This window comes from uncultured Methanospirillum sp. (assembly GCF_963668415.2).
Taxonomy (GTDB): Archaea; Halobacteriota; Methanomicrobia; order Methanomicrobiales; family Methanospirillaceae; genus Methanospirillum.
The window spans coordinates 983,201-1,001,035 of record NZ_CAXXDL010000001.1 but is presented as its reverse complement, the minus strand read 5'-3'; the positions used below and the strand labels follow the sequence as shown (position 1 = coordinate 1,001,035).

Annotated in this window: 15 protein-coding genes; 10 read left to right on the top strand and 5 right to left on the bottom strand. The window is 51.0% G+C overall.

From position 1 onward, the window contains the following. Nucleotides 1–51 precede the first annotated feature (51 nt). The 8 genes from ACHZA2_RS04605 to ACHZA2_RS04570 all read left to right on the top strand — a co-directional run bounded on the left by ACHZA2_RS04605 (nt 52) and on the right by ACHZA2_RS04570 (nt 10,988). Nucleotides 52–849 (top strand): ABC transporter substrate-binding protein, encoded by a 798-nt coding sequence (locus tag ACHZA2_RS04605; protein WP_319578715.1) that lies wholly within the window; start codon nt 52–54, stop codon nt 847–849. Nucleotides 850–997: 148 nt separating this feature from the next. Next, nucleotides 998–3,178 carry a Tex family protein gene (locus ACHZA2_RS04600; RefSeq protein ID WP_319578714.1) on the top strand — a complete coding sequence of 727 codons (2,181 nt, stop codon included), beginning with the start codon at nt 998–1,000 and terminating at the stop codon, nt 3,176–3,178. Nucleotides 3,179–3,210: 32 nt separating this feature from the next. Then, nucleotides 3,211–4,320, top strand: a complete 1,110-nt coding sequence (locus ACHZA2_RS04595) for a DMT family transporter (protein ID WP_319578713.1) — start codon at nt 3,211–3,213, stop codon at nt 4,318–4,320. A 15-nt stretch (nt 4,321–4,335) separates the two neighbouring features. Next, nucleotides 4,336–6,273 carry an agmatine deiminase family protein gene (locus ACHZA2_RS04590; RefSeq protein WP_319578712.1) on the top strand — a complete coding sequence of 646 codons (1,938 nt, stop codon included), beginning with the start codon at nt 4,336–4,338 and terminating at the stop codon, nt 6,271–6,273. Between the two features lie 57 nt (nt 6,274–6,330). Continuing rightward, entirely contained in the window at nt 6,331–6,639 is a 309-nt protein-coding gene (locus ACHZA2_RS04585; protein ID WP_319578711.1) for an MscL family protein, read from the top strand. Between the two features lie 146 nt (nt 6,640–6,785). Continuing rightward, the gene (locus ACHZA2_RS04580; RefSeq protein ID WP_319578710.1) at nt 6,786–8,564 is read left to right on the top strand and encodes an ABC transporter ATP-binding protein; all 1,779 of its coding nucleotides are present in this window, start codon (nt 6,786–6,788) and stop codon (nt 8,562–8,564) included. After that, nucleotides 8,561–10,375 (top strand): ABC transporter ATP-binding protein, encoded by a 1,815-nt coding sequence (locus ACHZA2_RS04575; protein ID WP_319539897.1) that lies wholly within the window; start codon nt 8,561–8,563, stop codon nt 10,373–10,375. The genes ACHZA2_RS04580 and ACHZA2_RS04575 overlap by 4 nt, the downstream gene beginning before the upstream one ends. Before the next feature lie 193 nt (nt 10,376–10,568). Continuing rightward, nucleotides 10,569–10,988, top strand: coding sequence for an STAS domain-containing protein (locus ACHZA2_RS04570; protein ID WP_319578709.1), 420 nt, complete (start codon nt 10,569–10,571; stop codon nt 10,986–10,988). Nucleotides 10,989–11,055: 67 nt separating this feature from the next. Here ACHZA2_RS04570 and ACHZA2_RS04565 read toward each other — a convergent pair whose 3' ends face one another. After that, the gene (locus ACHZA2_RS04565) at nt 11,056–11,307 is read right to left on the bottom strand and encodes a hypothetical protein (protein WP_319578708.1); all 252 of its coding nucleotides are present in this window, start codon (nt 11,305–11,307) and stop codon (nt 11,056–11,058) included. 282 nt (nt 11,308–11,589) lie between these two features. Here ACHZA2_RS04565 and ACHZA2_RS04560 point away from each other — a divergent pair, with 282 nt between their 5' ends. After that, the gene (locus ACHZA2_RS04560) at nt 11,590–12,210 is read left to right on the top strand and encodes a LysE family transporter (protein ID WP_319578707.1); all 621 of its coding nucleotides are present in this window, start codon (nt 11,590–11,592) and stop codon (nt 12,208–12,210) included. Nucleotides 12,211–12,215: 5 nt separating this feature from the next. Here ACHZA2_RS04560 and ACHZA2_RS04555 read toward each other — a convergent pair whose 3' ends face one another. Both ACHZA2_RS04555 and ACHZA2_RS04550 read right to left on the bottom strand, forming a co-directional pair. Further along, nucleotides 12,216–13,037 (bottom strand): methyltransferase domain-containing protein, encoded by an 822-nt coding sequence (locus ACHZA2_RS04555; protein WP_319578706.1) that lies wholly within the window; start codon nt 13,035–13,037, stop codon nt 12,216–12,218. Nucleotides 13,038–13,078: 41 nt separating this feature from the next. Further along, nucleotides 13,079–14,347, bottom strand: a complete 1,269-nt coding sequence (locus ACHZA2_RS04550; protein ID WP_319578705.1) for a nicotinate phosphoribosyltransferase — start codon at nt 14,345–14,347, stop codon at nt 13,079–13,081. Between the two features lie 249 nt (nt 14,348–14,596). Between ACHZA2_RS04550 and ACHZA2_RS04545 the strand changes: the two genes are divergently transcribed. Beyond that, a complete protein-coding gene (locus ACHZA2_RS04545) occupies nt 14,597–15,421 on the top strand; it encodes a methyltransferase domain-containing protein (RefSeq protein WP_319578704.1) in 825 nt (274 codons plus the stop codon). A gap of 22 nt (nt 15,422–15,443) precedes the next feature. Here ACHZA2_RS04545 and ACHZA2_RS04540 read toward each other — a convergent pair whose 3' ends face one another. Next, entirely contained in the window at nt 15,444–16,658 is a 1,215-nt protein-coding gene (locus ACHZA2_RS04540) for an NADP-dependent malic enzyme (RefSeq protein ID WP_319578703.1), read from the bottom strand. A gap of 95 nt (nt 16,659–16,753) precedes the next feature. After that, nucleotides 16,754–17,647 (bottom strand): STAS domain-containing protein, encoded by an 894-nt coding sequence (locus ACHZA2_RS04535; protein WP_319578702.1) that lies wholly within the window; start codon nt 17,645–17,647, stop codon nt 16,754–16,756. Nucleotides 17,648–17,835 lie beyond the last annotated feature (188 nt).

Genomic DNA, 17,835 nt, shown 5'->3' with positions numbered 1-17,835 from the left:
CAGGTAATGATTACATGTCTGGTTTTCTAATCTGATACGATGAAAGGAGCGATGGTATCTCTGGCCTGTCTGGGGCTCGTCCTGCTGCTTTTGGTGGCAGGGTGTACCACTTCAAACCCGCCGGGTGTACAGGAGAAAAAAGACTCATCCGATAATTCTTCGGTAGCCAAACAGGTATACCGGATTGGTATCGATCCGGTTTACCCTCCATTTACCATGATGAGTGAGAAGGGTGAGCCAACCGGCTTTGATGTGGAGTCGATCAGATGGATAGCAAAAGATCAGGGATTTGAACCTGATTTCCAGGCAATAGCATGGGATGGAATCATTCCCGCCCTGAATGCAAACAAGATCGATATGGTCTATGCCGGAATGACCATCACCGATGAACGGAAAGAGAAGGTGAACTTCAGCAAGCCATACTGGACTGTGAACCAGATGGTTGTTACCAAAGAGGGATCACCTGTCACTCTGGATCAGGTAAAAACCGGAAAGGTCAAGATCGGAACCCAAAGGGGATGCACTGCAGCCATATGGGTTGAAGACAACCTTGTGAATAAAAGCCTCATGTCTGCTGATGACCTGAAACAGTATGATAACACGCCGCTTGCTATAGAGGATCTGGTCGCAGGCAGGACTGATGCGGTCATCTATGACAGCACTGTTATGAATGATATCATCACAGGAAAACCTGTCCAGAAGATCGGCGTGATAGAGACCAATGAACAGTTTGGAATAGCAGTCCGCAAATCAGATGCAGAACTGCTCATGAAACTGAACACCGGTCTTGATCACCTTATGGCATCTCCCGACTGGCAGGCTCTGGTTCAGAAGTATAACATGGAATAATCTTCTGAACAACCTTTTCCCTCTTTTTTCTGAAAAATTCATCGTCCCTGGGTCCTGACCGGGGCCCACAACGGTGCACCGGTGGGGTCTATGACCGATCTGTTTTCTGGGTTGCCTCCCTATCTGTATAGAATTATCAGGCAGGAAGATGGGAGAAGTCAGCGAATTATCTCAGTCAGTTCACCATACCTGGCGTATACAGGAACTGGTCGGAGCAGCACTCGGAATACCGGTGAGACAGGCAGCTGCCTGTATCGATCTGCTCGACAGTGGGGCAACCATTCCGTTCATAGCGCGGTACCGCAAAGAGGCCACCGGTTCGCTGGACGATGCGGTTATCTTCTCACTGTCAACACATCTTGAGAGGATACGAAGGCTCGAGGAACGAAGGGATGTAATTCTCACGAAAATTTCCGAGGCCGGGCATCTCAGTCCTGACCTCAGGCAGAATATTCTGCAGGCAGGAACCCTTGCTGAACTTGAGGATCTGTATCTTCCGTATAAGCCGCGGCGCAAGACAAGGGCTGACAAGGCACGTGAGCAGGGTCTTCAGCCCCTTGCTGATCTCCTTCTCACCCAGCATTCACAGATCGATCCGCTTACAGAGGCCACGCGGTTCATTAACCCTGATCTGGATGTCCCGACGGCACAGGTCGCACTCGCCGGAGCTGAAGATATTATTGCAGGTGAGGTGAGTGAAAATCCTGAGGTACGTCAGAAGATCAGGGAAGTGTTTCATACAAGTTCCAGGCTCGATGTATCTGCAGCCCGGGGGACTGGTGGCGATGCAGGAAAATGGAAAGAGTATGTAGGCACATCCGAATCAGCCGGATCTATCCCGTCCCACCGGATCCTTGCCATCTTCAGGGGTGAAGAGGAAGCTCTTCTCTCTGCAAAGATCGGCCCTGATCCAAAGGTGGGTATCGGTCTTATTGCTGAAAGATATCTTTCAGGTTCCGGCCCGGCAGTTGAATGCGTTAAGGATGCGGTGACAGATGGCTACCACCGTCTGCTTGCCCCTTCACTGGAACGTGAACTCCGGAATGAACTCAAAGAGCGTGCTGATGAAGAAGCAGCCCTGGTTTTTGCCTCAAATGTGCGTTCACTAATCCGCTCTCCTCCTCTTGGTTCAAAGCGGGTTCTGGCGATCGATCCCGGATTTCGTACCGGATGCAAGGTTGTTGTCCTCACTGCAGAAGGTCTCCCTCTTGAGACCGCGACGATCTTTCCCCACGATCCGAGACCTGATCCCACTGGATCTTCCCAGATAGTCCGGGATCTGGTCACCAGGCACCATGTTCAGGTCATCGCAGTCGGTGACGGGACCGCAGGCAGGGAAACCTGGCAGTTTGTAAGGAGTCTTGGTCTGCCTGAAGATATTGCCGTGGTCTCTGTGTATGAGCAGGGTGCTTCGATCTACTCTGCATCAGAACTCGCGAGGACAGAACTGCCTGACATGGATGTGACCATGAGGGGTGCTGTCTCGATCGGCAGACGCCTTCTGGATCCGCTTGCTGAGATGGTGAAGATCGAACCGCGTTCAATCGGTGTCGGGCAGTACCAGCACGATATTGATCCTGATATGCTCAAAGCACGGCTTGAAGAGGTGGTGAAATCGGTAGTCAACGAGGTCGGCATTGATCTCAACTCTGCTTCTCCCTCACTGTTATCGTATGTTTCTGGTCTGAACCACCGGCTTGCAACAGAGATAGTCCGGCACCGGGAAAAAAAGGGGCCATTTACAAGCCGTGAAGAGCTCAGGCTCGTGAAAGGTATCGGTGAGAAGACCTATGAACAGGCTGCAGGGTTCCTTCGGATTCGTGATGGAACGAACCCGCTCGATAGCACAGGCGTTCACCCAGAGCGATACGCCCTGGTGGCTCAAATGGCAACGAGCATCAGCGCGAAACCTGTAGATCTTATCGGTAATGAATCACTGGTACGGCAGTTAAACCTTGAATCGTTTGTCTCTGAAACATGCGGAATTCCCACACTGCATGATATCTGCGAGGAACTTATTCGCCCTGGCCGGGATCCACGGGGCGTCTTTGAACCTCCTGTCTATGCAGATCAGGTCACGACATTTGATGATCTCAAAGAAGGAATGATGCTTGACGGTGTCGTAACAAACGTAACGAAGTTTGGGGCATTCATCAACATCGGATTATCAGAGAGTGGCCTCGTTCACATCAGCGAACTTGCTGACCGGTATGTTCAGGACCCTGCCGATGTCGTAACAATCCGTCAGCGTGTCAGGGTAAAGGTAATTGAGATTGATAGTCAGAGACGTCGTATCTCCCTCTCGATGAAGCAGGCTGGGTCCGGGTAACCCCGAATGACGGATTATCTCGTGGAGTTTATGTGACCCCCCTCTCACCAGATCGTAAACCTCTCTTATACGCGGTGTTATCGGCAGTTCTTTTTGGCAGCTGTGCACCGATGACCAAATATTTCGTTGGCAGTACCGAGCCGGTGATGTTGGCCGCCCTTTTTTATATTGGAAGCGGGACCGGCATGCTGCTTCTGATCCTGATTGGGAAGATAATCCGTCGCGACCCATCAGCCCGCGAAGCGCCTCTTACACGATCTGATGCTCCGTATCTTGCTGGTATGGCCATATTGGGTGGTGTCCTGGCCCCGGTCACGCTAATGTACTCCATGATAAATACTCCTGCTGCGACCGGGTCTCTCCTCCTGAACTTTGAACCTGTTGCGACAGCAGTACTAGCAGCACTCCTCTTTCGTGAGTCTGTGGGGAAGAGGATCTGGATTGCCATGGGACTTATCACCGGTTCCTGTCTCATCCTGAGTCTGGACCCTGCAGGTGAGTTCGGTGTGTCATTAGGTTCGGTCGGAGTATTGCTGGCCTGTTTTTTCTGGGCCCTTGACAACAACATCAGCAGGCATGTATCAGGTCGGGACCCGCTCTCAGCAATCCTGGTGAAAGGGTATGGAGCAGGGATCATCTCTCTGGCAATCGCACTTTTTATCGGTGAATCCCTTCCATCGGCAGGATCTCTTCCTCTCTACATGATTGTCGGGTTCTTCAGTTTTGGAGGGCTTGCCAGTGTCTTCTTTCTGCTTGCGCTCCGTTCCATCGGGACTGCACGCACCGGATTATTTCTCGCACTCTCCCCGTTCTTTGGAGTCTTCTTCTCATTTCTTCTCTTCTCCGAAACCCCACAGTTCCTCTTCCTTGTAGCACTCCCTGTCATGGTTCTCGGAACCTGGCTGCTGGTTTCAGAGCGACACGCCCATCTGCATTACCATCCTCCCCTGGTGCATAACCATCGTCACCGACATGATGATCTTCACCATGATCATCAGCATGTCAAAGATCTCCCTCCCCTCTCCCGGTCTGGCGAACATACGCACCTGCACTCACACGATGCCGTTACCCACGAACACCAGCACAGGCCTGATCTCCATCACCGGCATGATCATAGGCCCCTGACCTCTGGAAAGAGATAACCTCGAGTGAGTAGTATGATCGGAGAAGAAATGGAGAGCCGCCCTGTTATGCTTGGTCTGATTCAGGCATCAGCATCCCTGGATCCGGATGAGAACATCAGGAAGATGGTCTGTAAAGTCACTGAAGCGATCGCTGCCGGTGCCAGGATTATCTGTCTTCCTGAGTTGTACCGCACCCGGTACTTTCCCCAGTACATCGGCCGTGACCAGGCCCCGCTTGCAGAGACGATACCCGGAGAGTCAACCCGGGTGTTTTCAGATCTTGCAAAAGAGTATGAGGTAGTGATCATCGTCCCGATCTTTGAGCATGCGAAGACCGGAGAGTATCGCAACGCAGCAGTGATCATCGATGCAGACGGTTCCCTCTCTCCTCCGTACTATAAAGTGCATGTCCCCCAGGATCCATCCTTCTTTGAGAAGGGATATTTTGCCGAGGGGAACGAGATCAGGGTTGTTGATACCAGGTTCGGAAAGATGGCAGTTCTGATCTGTTATGACCAGTGGTTCCCGGAAGCTGCACGTGCAGTAGCCCTGGCAGAAGCCGAGATCATCTTCTATCCAACTGCTATCGGTGATATCATCGATGCATCTCCGGTTGAGGGAGAATGGCAGGATTCGTGGGAGACGATCCAGCGGAGCCATGCAATCGCAAACAGTGTGCATGTCGCAGCAGTAAACAGGGTCGGTACAGAGGACAGGGTCCGGTTCTTTGGTGGTTCGTTTGTCTCTGATGCATTCGGCTCCGTCCTGGCACGGGCAGGTTCAGAGGAGGAGATCCTTCTTACCACGATCGATCTCGCAATGAACAGAACTGTTTCTGACTCCTGGGGTTTCATCAGGAACCGGCGGCCTGAAACCTACCATTCCCTCTGCACACCGATCCGCGGAGACGGACCTGAAAGGGTCTCTCCGGCACTCGGGGATACTCCCCGGAACCGGGGTTTTCACATGCCTGCAGAGTGGGAACCCCATGAGGCGGTGTGGCTCTCATGGCCGCACAACACCCTCACATTTCCGTTCATTGAGGCGGTTGAAGAGAGTTACATCAGGTTCATCAAAGCAGTTCACCTCTCTGAAAAAGTGTGTTTACATGTACCTGAAGGAGATGGATCAGGTCGTATCACACATCTTCTCAAGGAAGCAGGCGTTGATATGAGCCGGGTGACGTTGTTTCCTGTTTCATACTCTGATGTCTGGATTCGTGATTACGGCCCGACTTTTCTTGTAAACCGTGGGGAACTTCAGGTAGCGATGGTCAGATGGATCTTCAATGCCTGGGGTGACAAGTACGATGAACTTCTTGCGGATGGGGCAGTCCCAGGGTTTATGACCGAAGTACTTCGCCTTCCGGTCTTTGAACCTGGTGTTGTTCTTGAAGGAGGTTCCATCGATGTCAACGGGAGAGGGACGGTTCTGACAACACGATCCTGCCTGCTGAACCCGAACCGCAACCCATCCCTCTCTCAGGATGAGATCGAGCAGGTACTGCTGGAATACCTGGGTGCTGTGAAGGTGATCTGGCTGAATGAAGGGGTTGCTGGTGACGATACTGATGGGCATATCGATGATATCGCACGCTTCGTCGATCCTGTAACGGTTCTCTGTGCGGTTGAAGAAGATCCTGCAGATGAGAATTATGCAGCATTACATGAGAATTATCAGATCCTCTGTAATGAGACCGATCAGGATGGCAGGCCCCTCACAGTGATTCCACTCCCGATGCCGAAGATGATAACCGGAGAAGAGGGCAGGTATCCTGCAAGTTATTCGAATTTTTACATCGGCAACGGGGTGGTGATCGTGCCGGTGTTTGACGATCCCAATGATGAACGTGCATGTAATATCATTCGTCAGGTTTTCCCGGACCGTGAAGTGATCGGCATCAACGCCCGTGCCATGATCGAAGGGTATGGAACCTTTCACTGTGCGACACAGCAACAGCCCCGCCTGTAACCAGCCTGACGGCGAAAGATTCATCGTAATAGGATTCAAATCACCAGCCGGGTACACATGACCGGGTTAATAGGAGAATTTCTGGAATTTCTCAAGGAGTACAAGGTTGTTGCACTGGCTGTTGCGTTCATCATGGGTGTTGCAGCAACGAGCCTTGTCAAGTCTCTGGTTGATAACATCATCATGCCCTTTGTGGGTGTGCTGGTACCCTCCGGCGACTGGAAAGCTGCCACCCTCAACCTTGGACCTGTTCATCTTGGGATCGGTCCGTTCGCGGCAGAATGTATCAACTTCATCGTCGTTGCCTTCGTTGTCTTCATGATTGCAAAGTATGTAATGGCAGAGGAGAAGGTAGAGAAGAAGTGAGTGTTACACTCACAAGTTTCGTTTTCTGACCACCGCAATACTGCTGTTTTTCCCACCCTGCTGGTGCTGATTTCTGCCCGGTTCGGTTAATTTAAATAGTTAGCTGCCGGAGGATGGTATCTGATGATCTCACGGGAGCTGGCATAATGACAATATCAAATTTCAAACGCCTCTTTGAAGTGTTTCATGGATACGAGCGGTGGTTTCTCTTCTCAATTCTGCTCAATATCGTGGTTGCCGGTGGCACTCTTGCCATTCCTGCCCTCTCTGCCGATCTGATCAACAACGGGATCCTGAAGAACAACTTCTCATACTCTCTTGATGTCGGGGTTCTCATGCTCCTGGCTGCGGTCATTGCAGGAGCATGCCAGATCGGAAATGCAGCGATCGCGGTCTGGGCATCAGAATATTCTGCCCATACGTTGCGCACCCGCGAGTTTGAAAAGATCCAGACCCTCTCATTCGGGAACATCGACAGGTTCAGATCCAGCGATCTGCTTGTCAGACTGACAACAGATGTTCAGAATATCAAGGTTGCGATACAGCAGTCGGTGATGAACCTCATGCAGGCCCCCCTCCTTCTTCTCGGCACTGTTCTCATCATGGCTGTCATGGCCCCTGCCCTTGTCTGGATAATGGTTGTGCTTCTGGTGCTTCTGACTGTTCTGCTGGTTGTGTACTTTGTCATCGTCGAACCTGCATTCTCCCGCAAGCAGGCAGAGATTGACCACGTGAACAAAGCCCTTCGTGAGACCCTGACCGGCATCAGGGTTGTCAAGGCATTTGTCAGACAGGAGTATGAGATCACAAAGTTCGGGCAGGCTGCAGAGAGCCTGAAGCATGCGGCTGTCAGGCCGCAGATGGTCATGTCCTATCTCATGCCGACTGTGTTTGCGATCGCTATCCTCGGGTTCGGGGCAGTCTATTACTTCGGAGGTATACAGGTTCTCGAAGGAACAGGTCTTATGATCGGTGACGTGACCTCGGCTGCACAGTACATCCTCATCCTCATGATGCCTCTTCTGATCATCGCGATTGTGCTGCCGTTTATCACCCAGGCTAATGCATCATTGAAGAGGATCTTTGAGGTTCTTGATGCGGTTCCTGAAGTCAGTGAACCTGACGTTCCTGCTGTAATGGACATCGATCAGGTAAAAGGTCGTGTGGCGTTCGAGAATGTCTCCTTTGCATACCGGAATGCTGATGGAGAGCCTGAAGGTGAGGTCCTTACCGGTATAAACCTGGTTGCACAGCCTGGCGAGACGATCGGGTTTCTGGGAGCAACCGGCTGTGGCAAATCATCGCTGGTCTCACTTATTCCCCGGTTTTATGATGTCACCGGTGGCCGTGTCACCATCGATGGCGTGGATGTCCGCTCCATCTCCCTGGAAACACTTCGGAGCATAGTCAGTGTATGCCTCCAGGAGTCAGTCCTCTTTTCAGGTGCAATCAGCGAGACGATCCGGTTTGGAAAACCTTCCATGACCGATGATGAGATGATCGTGGCTGCCCGTTCAGCAGATGTGGACGGGTTTGTGCAGAATATTCCTGAACTGTATGACGGAAAGGTTGCCAGGCGTGGCTCCAACTTCTCCGGTGGCCAGCGTCAGAGGCTCTCGATCGCCCGTGCCCTCGCACAGAAACCAAAGATCCTGATCCTTGATGACAGCACCAGTGCCTGCGATGTTGCCACCGAGGCACGGATTCAGGATGCGATCACTGACATGATGGCCGGCACAACCAAGTTCATCGTGGCCCAGCGAATCAGTTCGGTCATCACCGCTGATCGGATCGTCCTTCTGAACCAGGGAACTATTGAGGCGACCGGGACACATGCAGAACTCCTCTCCTCAAGTCCTCTCTATCAGGAGATCTATGAGTCACAACTCGGGAGCGGCCTTCAATCAAGGGGGAATGCATCATGACAATGACTCCAAAACCGGTCTCGGTCTCAGGGACAGATCAGAATGACCAGTACGAATCCATAGGGCTGACGCTGCGCAGGCTGCTCTCCTACCTGACCAGGTACCGGTTCAGACTCGCCCTGGCTATTCTCTTCATGATCGGGTTCTCTGTCACGATGGGAATCCTTCCTGCCCTTATGGGGTATGCAACGAATATCATCGCCGGCCATGGATCACTGGAGGATCTCAAACAGGTCCTTGTCTACTTCATCATCGATGCCGCTGCCCTCTGGATCTTCGGGCATCTGACCCAGCATCTCCTCTCAAAGATCTCACAGGAAGGTCTCTACACCCTCAGAACCGAGCTCTTCAACCATATGCAGGCACTCTCTCTCAGTTTCTTTGATCGCCAGCCGATCGGCGAGCTGATGAGCAGAGTCTCGAACGATACCGATGTTATCGATCAGTTCTTTTCAAACGGGATTCAGCAGGTTCTCCAGTCTGTTACCACGATCATCGTTCTCACCCTTGTGATGCTCTGGATAAACCCGGTTCTCACCCTTCTTGTATACCTGGCGGTCTTCGGGATGCTGGCAATCTCATCCACCATCGCCAGGATATCAGGCCCGGCTTTTGAGAGGATGCAGGAGCTCCTTGGTGAGCTGAACGGGTATGCAGAGGAGCGGCTTGCAGGCCAGAAGGTTACCATCGCATACAACCAGCAGGGAAACAGCGGCGTGGGATTCTCAAAACTCTCGGGAATCGTTGCCAGGACCGGTGGCCATGCCCAGTTTGTTGCACTCACATCCATGCCTGCTGCAACGATCATGGCAAACCTGCAGATGATCCTTCTTCTGATCGTCGGTGGTGCCATGGTGATGGAAGGTCATATCCAGCTCGGTGAACTGGTTGCATTTCTCGGTCTCTCATCAAACATCTCCTCGCCACTCTCACAGATATTCTCTCAGTACGCCCTGATCATCGGGGCAAGCGCCGGAGCGGCACGGGTGTTCAGGATCCTTGACGAACAGCCGGTGGTTGCAGATCTCCCTGAAGCAAAACCGATGCCTCTGGTTGATGGAGATGTGAAGTTTGACGATGTTGATTTCGCATATGTTCCCGGCAGAACTGTCCTGAAGAACAATACGTTCAGGGCTCTTCCTGGTCAGGTATTCGGGCTGTGTGGTCCAACCGGGGCCGGCAAAAGCACCATCATCAACATCCTGACCCGGTATTATGACATCCAGTCAGGAGCGATCACCATAGACGGAGTCAGGATCGATGAGGTAGGACAGGACAGTCTCAGGATCCAGATCGCCCAGGTTCTGCAGGAACCCTTCCTCTTCTCAGGCACCATTCTGGAGAACCTGCGGTATGCACGGGGTGATGCTACTGATGATGAGTGTATCGCGGCTGCGAAACAGGCCGGAGCATACGAGTTCATCATGGCCCAGCCTGAAGGGTTTGATACCTTCCTCAATGACGGCGGCTCGAACCTCTCACAGGGCCAGCGGCAGATGCTTACCATTGCACGGGCCATGGTGTCAGAACCCCGCCTCCTGATCCTGGACGAGGCGACCAGCAATGTGGATACCAGAACAGAGAAACTGATCCAGTCCGGTCTTCTCAGCCTGCAGCAGGGGAAGACATCGTTCATTATTGCTCACCGGCTGTCCACGATTCGCCACTCTGACTGCATCCTTGTCATTAATCAGGGAGAGATCATCGAGAGGGGAACCCATGATGACCTGATGGCTGCACAGGGATTCTATTACAACCTCTACATGAGCCAGTTCAGGGGAAAACTCAGTTCCATAACCGGGATTGCATGAGTACACGGTATCCTGTGTCAGGGAAGAATAAACCTGACACTCCGGATTTACCAGGACTGACGAATCAGGAATCGTGAATCTGTTGTCCCGTTCTTTCCTGGCACTCCTCTTCGGTATACAGAATAAGAATCACGGGCAACATAATCTGGAGTTCAGCCAGTCCTGTGTTTAAAACTCAACCCGGTGTTATTCGATGACCAATGATGAACGTTCAAAAGGAGAACTCGTCTCATATCTGATCCGTGATGAGATGGGAGACTGTATGCCGATAGACATCTGGTATGATGAGGATATCTGGGTATTCAGGCCGTTTGGTAAGATTGATACCGGCCATTCTGTTGATCTGGATACTGCCCTTACTGAAGGTATCGGGCAGGGTATGAGGTTCATCGTTGTTGATCTCACTGATGTACCATACATTGCAAGTTCAGGTCTTCGTGCCCTGCTCAAATCTGCAAAGGGTGTAAAACCTGATGGAGGCTGTATTACAGTCTGTGGATTGAACGATGTTGTTCACGAAATTTTGCAGGTATCAGGACTCCTTCATATCTTTACGGTGTATCCTACCGCGAAGGAAGCAGTTGCTGCAATGAAGACTGTTGAAAGAAAATAAACAAAATATTTGTAGACCAGATCTTGTTTTTTACAAGTGCTGGCTACCTGCTGTAACGGCTTGAAATTTAAATGGTGGTTGCGTTAGCAGCTGAAGTGTTTGCACCGGTCTCTGCAAGTGGGCTGACGTTGGTCAGGTTCATTGCATTGTCAACGGTGGTGTTGTTTGCATCGAGGGTTACGTTTGCAACTGCATCGACGAGTTCAGTGGTGTTGTTTACTGCTTCTGTTGCAGTTGCGGTCTCTTCTGCTGCAAAACATCCGGGTGCGAGCACCAGTGCTGCAACCAGGAGGATAAGGAACTTAGTCATCCGATCCATATCACATGGTTGGAGGTTCCTCCCTATGAAGCTAAGTGGTTTAACCTTCTCAAGATGCGGTGCCACATGGGTTTTGACAGATTCCTCAGGAGCTCACTCCCGGATCGCGGATGAAAAATTCTCTTATGTTCACGTTTTAGATCTGTCTCAATGGTGTGGCCGCGCTTTCAATAGGCCTGATCCAGCAATCATTATATACTGGCTTTAGGGCGGAACATAGAAACAGACAGCAGGTCTGATCGGTTAGTATCTATCTCTCTGTGATCAACGACTCAGCCTCACATGTCTCTCGTTGAATTGGGTATCCTCGGGTTTGTGATCGGCCTCACCGGTGCCCTTGCACCCGGTCCTACCCTCATCGCAACAATTCAGTCAGCCATCAGAGAGGGGTGGAAGAGCGGACCCCTCGTTACCGGTGGTCATATCATCGCAGAACTCCTGGTGGTGATCCTGATAGCGGCGGGAATACCCTTCCTCCCTGAACAATCATCACTCCTCATTGCCGTTGCAGGTGGCACTGCGTTGATCATCTTCGGTGTTCTGACAATTCGATCAGCCAGGGGTGCCACTCTGTCCATGGCATCCACTGCTGCCGGATCCGGTTCCCCGTTTGTTGCCGGACTCATAACCAGCATCTCAAATCCGTACTTCTGGATCTGGTGGTTCTCGGTTGGCAGTGCCCTCCTGATCAGTTCTCTTGCAAGCGGTCTGGCCGGGCTTGTTGCTTTCATCTTCGGACACTGGTTATCAGATCTCAGCTGGTTCACGCTGGTCTCGCTAAGCATCCATAAAAGCCGGGTGTTGCTTGGTGACCGCGAATACATGCTTATCCTCTACGCATGTGGTGCAGTGCTGGTGATATTTGGGATATGGTTCGTTGTATCAGGTGTTCACTCGGTGTAAGGAAATCACCGGCATTTCACTCCTGTTGCCTTGAAGAAGGTGTAACAAAAAACGCCATCTGGCTCACAGGTCCGGTATAATCCCTGTATTCCTTCCTCAAATCTCTCCTCTGATATCAGTGCTGCAGCGACCGCATCCTTCTGCACTCCTTCAATCATCGCTGTAAATGTTTTTCTCGTAAATCCGTCAACAAGTTCCGGCTTGCTGGCATCCACATACACCATACGGGGAGAGACCCTGACCTCAGAAAACCCGCTCTCTGCCAGAAGCGGGTAGAGTCTTCTTCCTATGCATGCATCCCCGCCTGAACGGTGCTGCAGTTCGATCTGGGTCTGAACGGCATCGATGGCAGGCTGACTTGGAGGATAAAAATAAACAGATCCGTGATCTCCCTCAATCACCATGATCGATCCCCCGTGTTTTAAAACACGTTTCAGTTCGTTGAGTGCCTTTGTGGGTTCTGGAAGGTGCTCGAGTACGAAACAGAGGAAGATATGGTCGAATGTCTCGTCATCGTATGGGAGATCCCTGATATCTGCCTGTTCAAATGTGACCTGATTAACACAGGTGCCAACTTCCTTTTTGAGTCGTTCTTCTGCCGTATCCAGGGACGACTGTGATATGTCTATTGAATGAAATCTGCAATCCGGATTTTGTGTCGTTATGATACCGGTCTGGGCACCTGTTCCGCATCCGGCTTCAAGAACCAGACTTCCCGGAGGGAACCGGGTATCATGATGAAGGATCTGTGTGAGGGTATTCGCCTGATCGGCCAGGCGGGCTGCTTCGCGTTCAGAGTATCCATGAACATATGCAGACTGAATCATCTGCTACCCGTTGTCACACAGAATAGAGAAGGTTTCTTCTTTTATCTGATAATTACCCGGTACCGATTTTGGGTGAGTCCTTTCATCCCTACCGGAAGCCGGTTAACGTCATGTCTGAATCGCTCCCTGCTTTGTTCAAGCGAGGTATCAAACCCAGTCAGATTCCCGTTCTGGATGACTGTCTCAAGCAGTTTCTCACCAGACTTCCCTGTGGTTTCTGTGGATATCTCATCGTGATCCATCAGGCCTTCATCGTTATAATATCGGTAAATTTCCCGTCTTCCTGGTATGGTCACCTTCCCCGGACTTGTCTTTGATCTGGGTATTCCTTCGTACTCTACGAGTTTGTACGTCATGTCAAGGAACGGGATATCTGATGAGGTCAGCAGTTTTGTCCCGACTCCGAACGAATCGATCGGGATTCCAGCCTGCAGCCAGCGATCAATGTCATGTTCGTCAACCCCTCCGGTTGCGATGATACGGATATGGCTGTGGCCATGTTCATCCAGGTACTGCCGTACCTGTGGAACGATACTGGCAATATCACCACTGTCAATCCTGACTGCTGAAACAGGCAACCCTTCTGTTGCAAGCCGTGCAGCGGTGGCAACTCCGGCCATCGTATCATACGTATCTATGAGGAGAACGGGGTCATCCGGGAACGTTTTGATATATGCTCTGAAGGCTTCTTCTTCAGATGGAAAGACGAGGACGTATGAATGGGCCATCGTTCCTGATACCGGAATCCCGTATAGTCTCCCGGCTTCAACATTTGACGTCCCAAGAAATCCTGCGATGTATGTGGCACGGGCAGCATACGTTCCTCCTTCGGGTCCGTGAGCTCTTCGAAGTCCGAAATCAACCAGACCATGCCCTCTGCTGACAGCCATCATCCGGGCAGCCTTTGAAGCGATCACTGTCTGATGGTGGATCAGGTTCAGGGCTATTGTTTCAAGAATCTGTACTTCAGGCAGTGATCCCTCTATTCTGACGAGCGGTTCGCTCTCAAATACAATTCTCCCTTCCGGGACCGCAATGACATCTCCTGAAAACCTGAACGATGAGAGCCAGGTGAGAAAATCATCAGTGAATTTGTCGAGTGATCGCAGATAGGAGATATCTTCTGCAGTGAAGGTGAAGGTTGTCAGGTACCGGATCAGGCTGTCGAGTCCGCAGGAGACTAGAAAATTCCGCTCCGGTGGCATCGTTCTGACCGAGATGGAGAATACGGCACGACCTGTCTTACCATGCTCAAGAAAACTCTGTGCCATGGTCAGTTCGTAGAGATCAGTAAGTAATGCGGTTGACATTGTATGGGTACTCCGGAGATCCCGTCTCATGATATATCAACAGTCAGGATCAGGTACAGATAGTGTAGGAACTTCTGCTCTGATCAGTGATAGTGGTGCCAGTTCTGGTTTCTCATTATAAGTGTTGTCTGGTCATGGAAACCTGTGTCGTATCTATCTTTTAACATGAGTCCTTTTCACCGGTCCTAACTGGGGCCCCCAACGGATCATCGTTGGGGTTTTTATCTTTCTCACTACCTATTGGTACATATGGCCTTTCTTGCAACCGGATTTCAGGAGTCAGATCTGGATAAAACCGGCAGTCTGATCAGTTGTCTGGATGCAATCAGATCCCATCCCTTCTTCAAAGAGGTAAAAGAGGAGAGTTTCAGGCTCCTGGATCTGCATGCCGGAGATCGCCTCCTTGAGGTTGGATGCGGTACCGGTTGGGATGCCTGGAGCCTTGCCAGCCTTACAGGTCAAAAAGGCCTGGTAGCTGCGATAGATCCCGGGTTATCGATGCTTCGAGAGGCACAAAATAGGTCTTCCTGTTCTGTTTCATCCACTCACAAGGGAAACTCTCCTGTTTTTGCAAGGATGGACGGGCGTTTCCTTGGTTTTGGCAATGCAGTCTTTGACGCGGTCAGGGAGGATCGTGCCCTTCAGCATATTGAGTATCCTGAAACTGTAGTTTGTGAGATGCTGCGTGTCCTGAAGCCTGATGGAAGGTTTGTGCTGTTTGAACCAGACTGGGAACTTTTTATCATCGATCATCCGATGCCGGAGATTACCCGCACGATCCTGAATTTCTGGGCAGATCAGTTCATGAACGGATGGATCGGACGAAGACTATGCCGGATATGTCTGGATCATGGTGCCCGTGATCTCACCGCAATTCCCCGAACTCTCATCCTTTATGATCTTGACACCTGCGATCAGATATTCGGGATTAGGGACACCATCCTCCATGCCAGAGAGGCTGGCCTGATCTCAAAAGATGATGGTGAAGATTGGCTCTCGGCTCTGAAAGAATTAGATAAAACTGGCAGATTTTTTTCATCGTTTACCGGCTTTCTGGTAACAGGAAGAAAATGATCTATGCCATCTCTCTCTTGTTTCAGGTATGGGATCTGGCTACTCCGCATGCAATTGCTGCCAGTTTTACTGCTTCAGCCACAGCGGTGACAACTCCCCTGTCAAGAGGATCAGGGAGGATCTTTTCAGGGGTTGGGCAGCTCACACAACCCGCGATTGCATGGGCAACTGCGATCTTCATCTCATCGGTGATCCGGGTGGCACGTGCATCGAGCGCTCCTCTGAATATCCCCGGAAATACAAGGACATTGTTGACCTGGTTGGGATAATCACTCCTGCCTGTGCCGACGACTGCTGCTCCGGCATTACGTGCTTTGTCAGGCATGATCTCAGGAACCGGATTTGCCAGAGAGAGGACGATCGGATCAGGTCCCATGGATCGTATCATCTCTTCTGAAACCAGGTTTGCAACAGAAACTCCGATAAAGGCGTCCGCCCCTCTCATTGCGTCAGCGAGTGTCCCGGTTCTGTGTACTGAATTCGTCTCGTCACCGAGGATGAATTTGTATTTGTTATCATACAGCCCGGGCCTTCCCCTGTAGATTATACCGATCGTGTCACAGGCAATCAGTTCCTGAACAGGTGTACAGGATTGGGTGTCATACCCGATGCATTTGAGTAACCTGCATATCGCATACCCTGCAGCACCCGCTCCACAGACAACAACTTTCAGATCTTCAAACCGCTTTCCGGTTACTTTGCAGGCGTTAATCAGTGCTGCAAGAACTGCCACCGCTGCTCCGTGCTGATCATCGTGCATTACCGGGATCCCGAGATCCTGAAGTTCCTCCTCGATCTCAAAACAGGCAGGTGCAGCGATATCTTCCAGGTTGATCCCTCCAAACACCGGAGCCAGACTCCTGATGATTCGTACCAGATCCTCGCTCATTGCGTCGAGACAGATTGGAAATGCGTCTATACCTGCAAACTCCTTGAACAAAATAGCCTTTCCTTCCATGACCGGAATTCCGGCAGAAGGACCGATATCACCGAGGCCAAGAACCGCCGTTCCATCAGATATAATGGCGATCGTGTTAGATTTCAGGGTATATTTCCAGACCGACTCCGGATTTCTTGCAATCTCCCTGCAGACCTCTGCCACTCCTGGCGTGTATGCCCTGCTCAGGTCTACCCGGTTTGTAAGCGGAACCTTTGATCTGATCTCCAGTTTCCCAGAATGAGCGGCATGCAACGCCAGTGATTCACGTCCGATATCTGATCCTGTATCCCCGTCCATATCTTCATAGTCCGGGTCAGAAGGAATGAATCTTTCGTAGCGGGAAAAATATTCAGGAAGAGGCTGAATAAAAGAATGAGTAACCGTAATCCGGTTTATGGTTCGCGGTACGGGCTGATGAGCCGGAGAGTTGATTTCGGCTGCCGGTCTGAGTCACGTGAATTTGAGATCTGCTGTTCTTCCCTGATCGATCCTTTGTGCATAATGAGGTATCCGCGTGATTCAAGAGCAAACTGGACCCCTTCCTGCAGTGTCGCACGTGTCTGAATATCACGTAGTTCAATACCCAATTGAACCATCGTCATGGCGACCTCAGGCTTGATGCCGGTCATGATGACGTAGGCACCGAGGAGTTTGATTGCAACAGTAGCCTTGATGATATTTCTGGCACCGGTCTCGTCCATGCTCTGAACAGCAGTTCCGTCCATGATGATGTACCTGGCTGATTCTCTTCTTATTGCATCAAGAAGCTGGGCTATCATCTTGTCTGCGCGAATGGTATCCAGGGTACCGATGAGCGGGAGGATCAGGATCTCATCCCAGATCTTTGATATCGGGGTTGAAAGTTCGAGAATTTCCTGGGTCTTCTGTCTGATTGCACGTTCAGCTGCAAGTTTCTCAGTGATATCGATGAACCTGATAACCATCTGTTCGCTGGTGGCACTCCCATAGCGTCTCATCAGACTTGCATTGATGGTAAAGGTACGTCTGCCTGCCTTCGGGAAGATGTGATCCAGTTCAAAACTCTCAAGCGCTTTCTTCTCTCTGAAAACAAGTTCGAGTTTCTCCTTCATCACCGGAAGATCAAGCATTCCTCCACCGATGGAGTAGATGGACTTTCCCTCAATATCTGCCCTTCCGACACCGAACGTGGTATCAAATGCACGGTTTCCAAAGACGATCTCATAGGATTCATTAAGCACAAAAAGAGGTTCATCAACGGTTTGAATTATTTCAAACGGATCGACATTCGTTGCCCGGTTACTCATACTATCTCATATCCCCTGTGTCCGATATGATACTTTCGACATAATCTTTACTCCCGCAAAATTTCGCAAAAACGGTTCAAATTTTAATTCGCACTGAATGCATCGTCGATAAGGAGAGACTATGTTGCAGTTCGTTGAAGCGGGGTTTTACCCCCGCTGAAATTTAGGAGGATTGTAGGAGATTACTC

What these genes read in the sequence shown, in the direction of transcription:
- ACHZA2_RS04555 (WP_319578706.1), bottom strand. Translation starts at nt 13,037, where the DNA reads ATGATTCAGTCTGCATATGTTCATGGATACTCTGAACGCGAAGCAGCC.
- ACHZA2_RS04535 (WP_319578702.1), bottom strand. Translation starts at nt 17,647, where the DNA reads ATGAGTAACCGGGCAACGAATGTCGATCCGTTTGAAATAATTCAAACC.
- ACHZA2_RS04600 (WP_319578714.1), top strand. Translation starts at nt 998, where the DNA reads ATGGGAGAAGTCAGCGAATTATCTCAGTCAGTTCACCATACCTGGCGT.
- ACHZA2_RS04580 (WP_319578710.1), top strand. Translation starts at nt 6,786, where the DNA reads ATGACAATATCAAATTTCAAACGCCTCTTTGAAGTGTTTCATGGATAC.
- ACHZA2_RS04570 (WP_319578709.1), top strand. Translation starts at nt 10,569, where the DNA reads ATGACCAATGATGAACGTTCAAAAGGAGAACTCGTCTCATATCTGATC.
- ACHZA2_RS04545 (WP_319578704.1), top strand. Translation starts at nt 14,597, where the DNA reads ATGGCCTTTCTTGCAACCGGATTTCAGGAGTCAGATCTGGATAAAACC.
- ACHZA2_RS04590 (WP_319578712.1), top strand. Translation starts at nt 4,336, where the DNA reads ATGATCGGAGAAGAAATGGAGAGCCGCCCTGTTATGCTTGGTCTGATT.
- ACHZA2_RS04565 (WP_319578708.1), bottom strand. Translation starts at nt 11,307, where the DNA reads ATGGATCGGATGACTAAGTTCCTTATCCTCCTGGTTGCAGCACTGGTG.
- ACHZA2_RS04560 (WP_319578707.1), top strand. Translation starts at nt 11,590, where the DNA reads ATGTCTCTCGTTGAATTGGGTATCCTCGGGTTTGTGATCGGCCTCACC.
- ACHZA2_RS04540 (WP_319578703.1), bottom strand. Translation starts at nt 16,658, where the DNA reads ATGGACGGGGATACAGGATCAGATATCGGACGTGAATCACTGGCGTTG.
- ACHZA2_RS04585 (WP_319578711.1), top strand. Translation starts at nt 6,331, where the DNA reads ATGACCGGGTTAATAGGAGAATTTCTGGAATTTCTCAAGGAGTACAAG.
- ACHZA2_RS04605 (WP_319578715.1), top strand. Translation starts at nt 52, where the DNA reads ATGGTATCTCTGGCCTGTCTGGGGCTCGTCCTGCTGCTTTTGGTGGCA.
- ACHZA2_RS04575 (WP_319539897.1), top strand. Translation starts at nt 8,561, where the DNA reads ATGACAATGACTCCAAAACCGGTCTCGGTCTCAGGGACAGATCAGAAT.
- ACHZA2_RS04550 (WP_319578705.1), bottom strand. Translation starts at nt 14,347, where the DNA reads ATGTCAACCGCATTACTTACTGATCTCTACGAACTGACCATGGCACAG.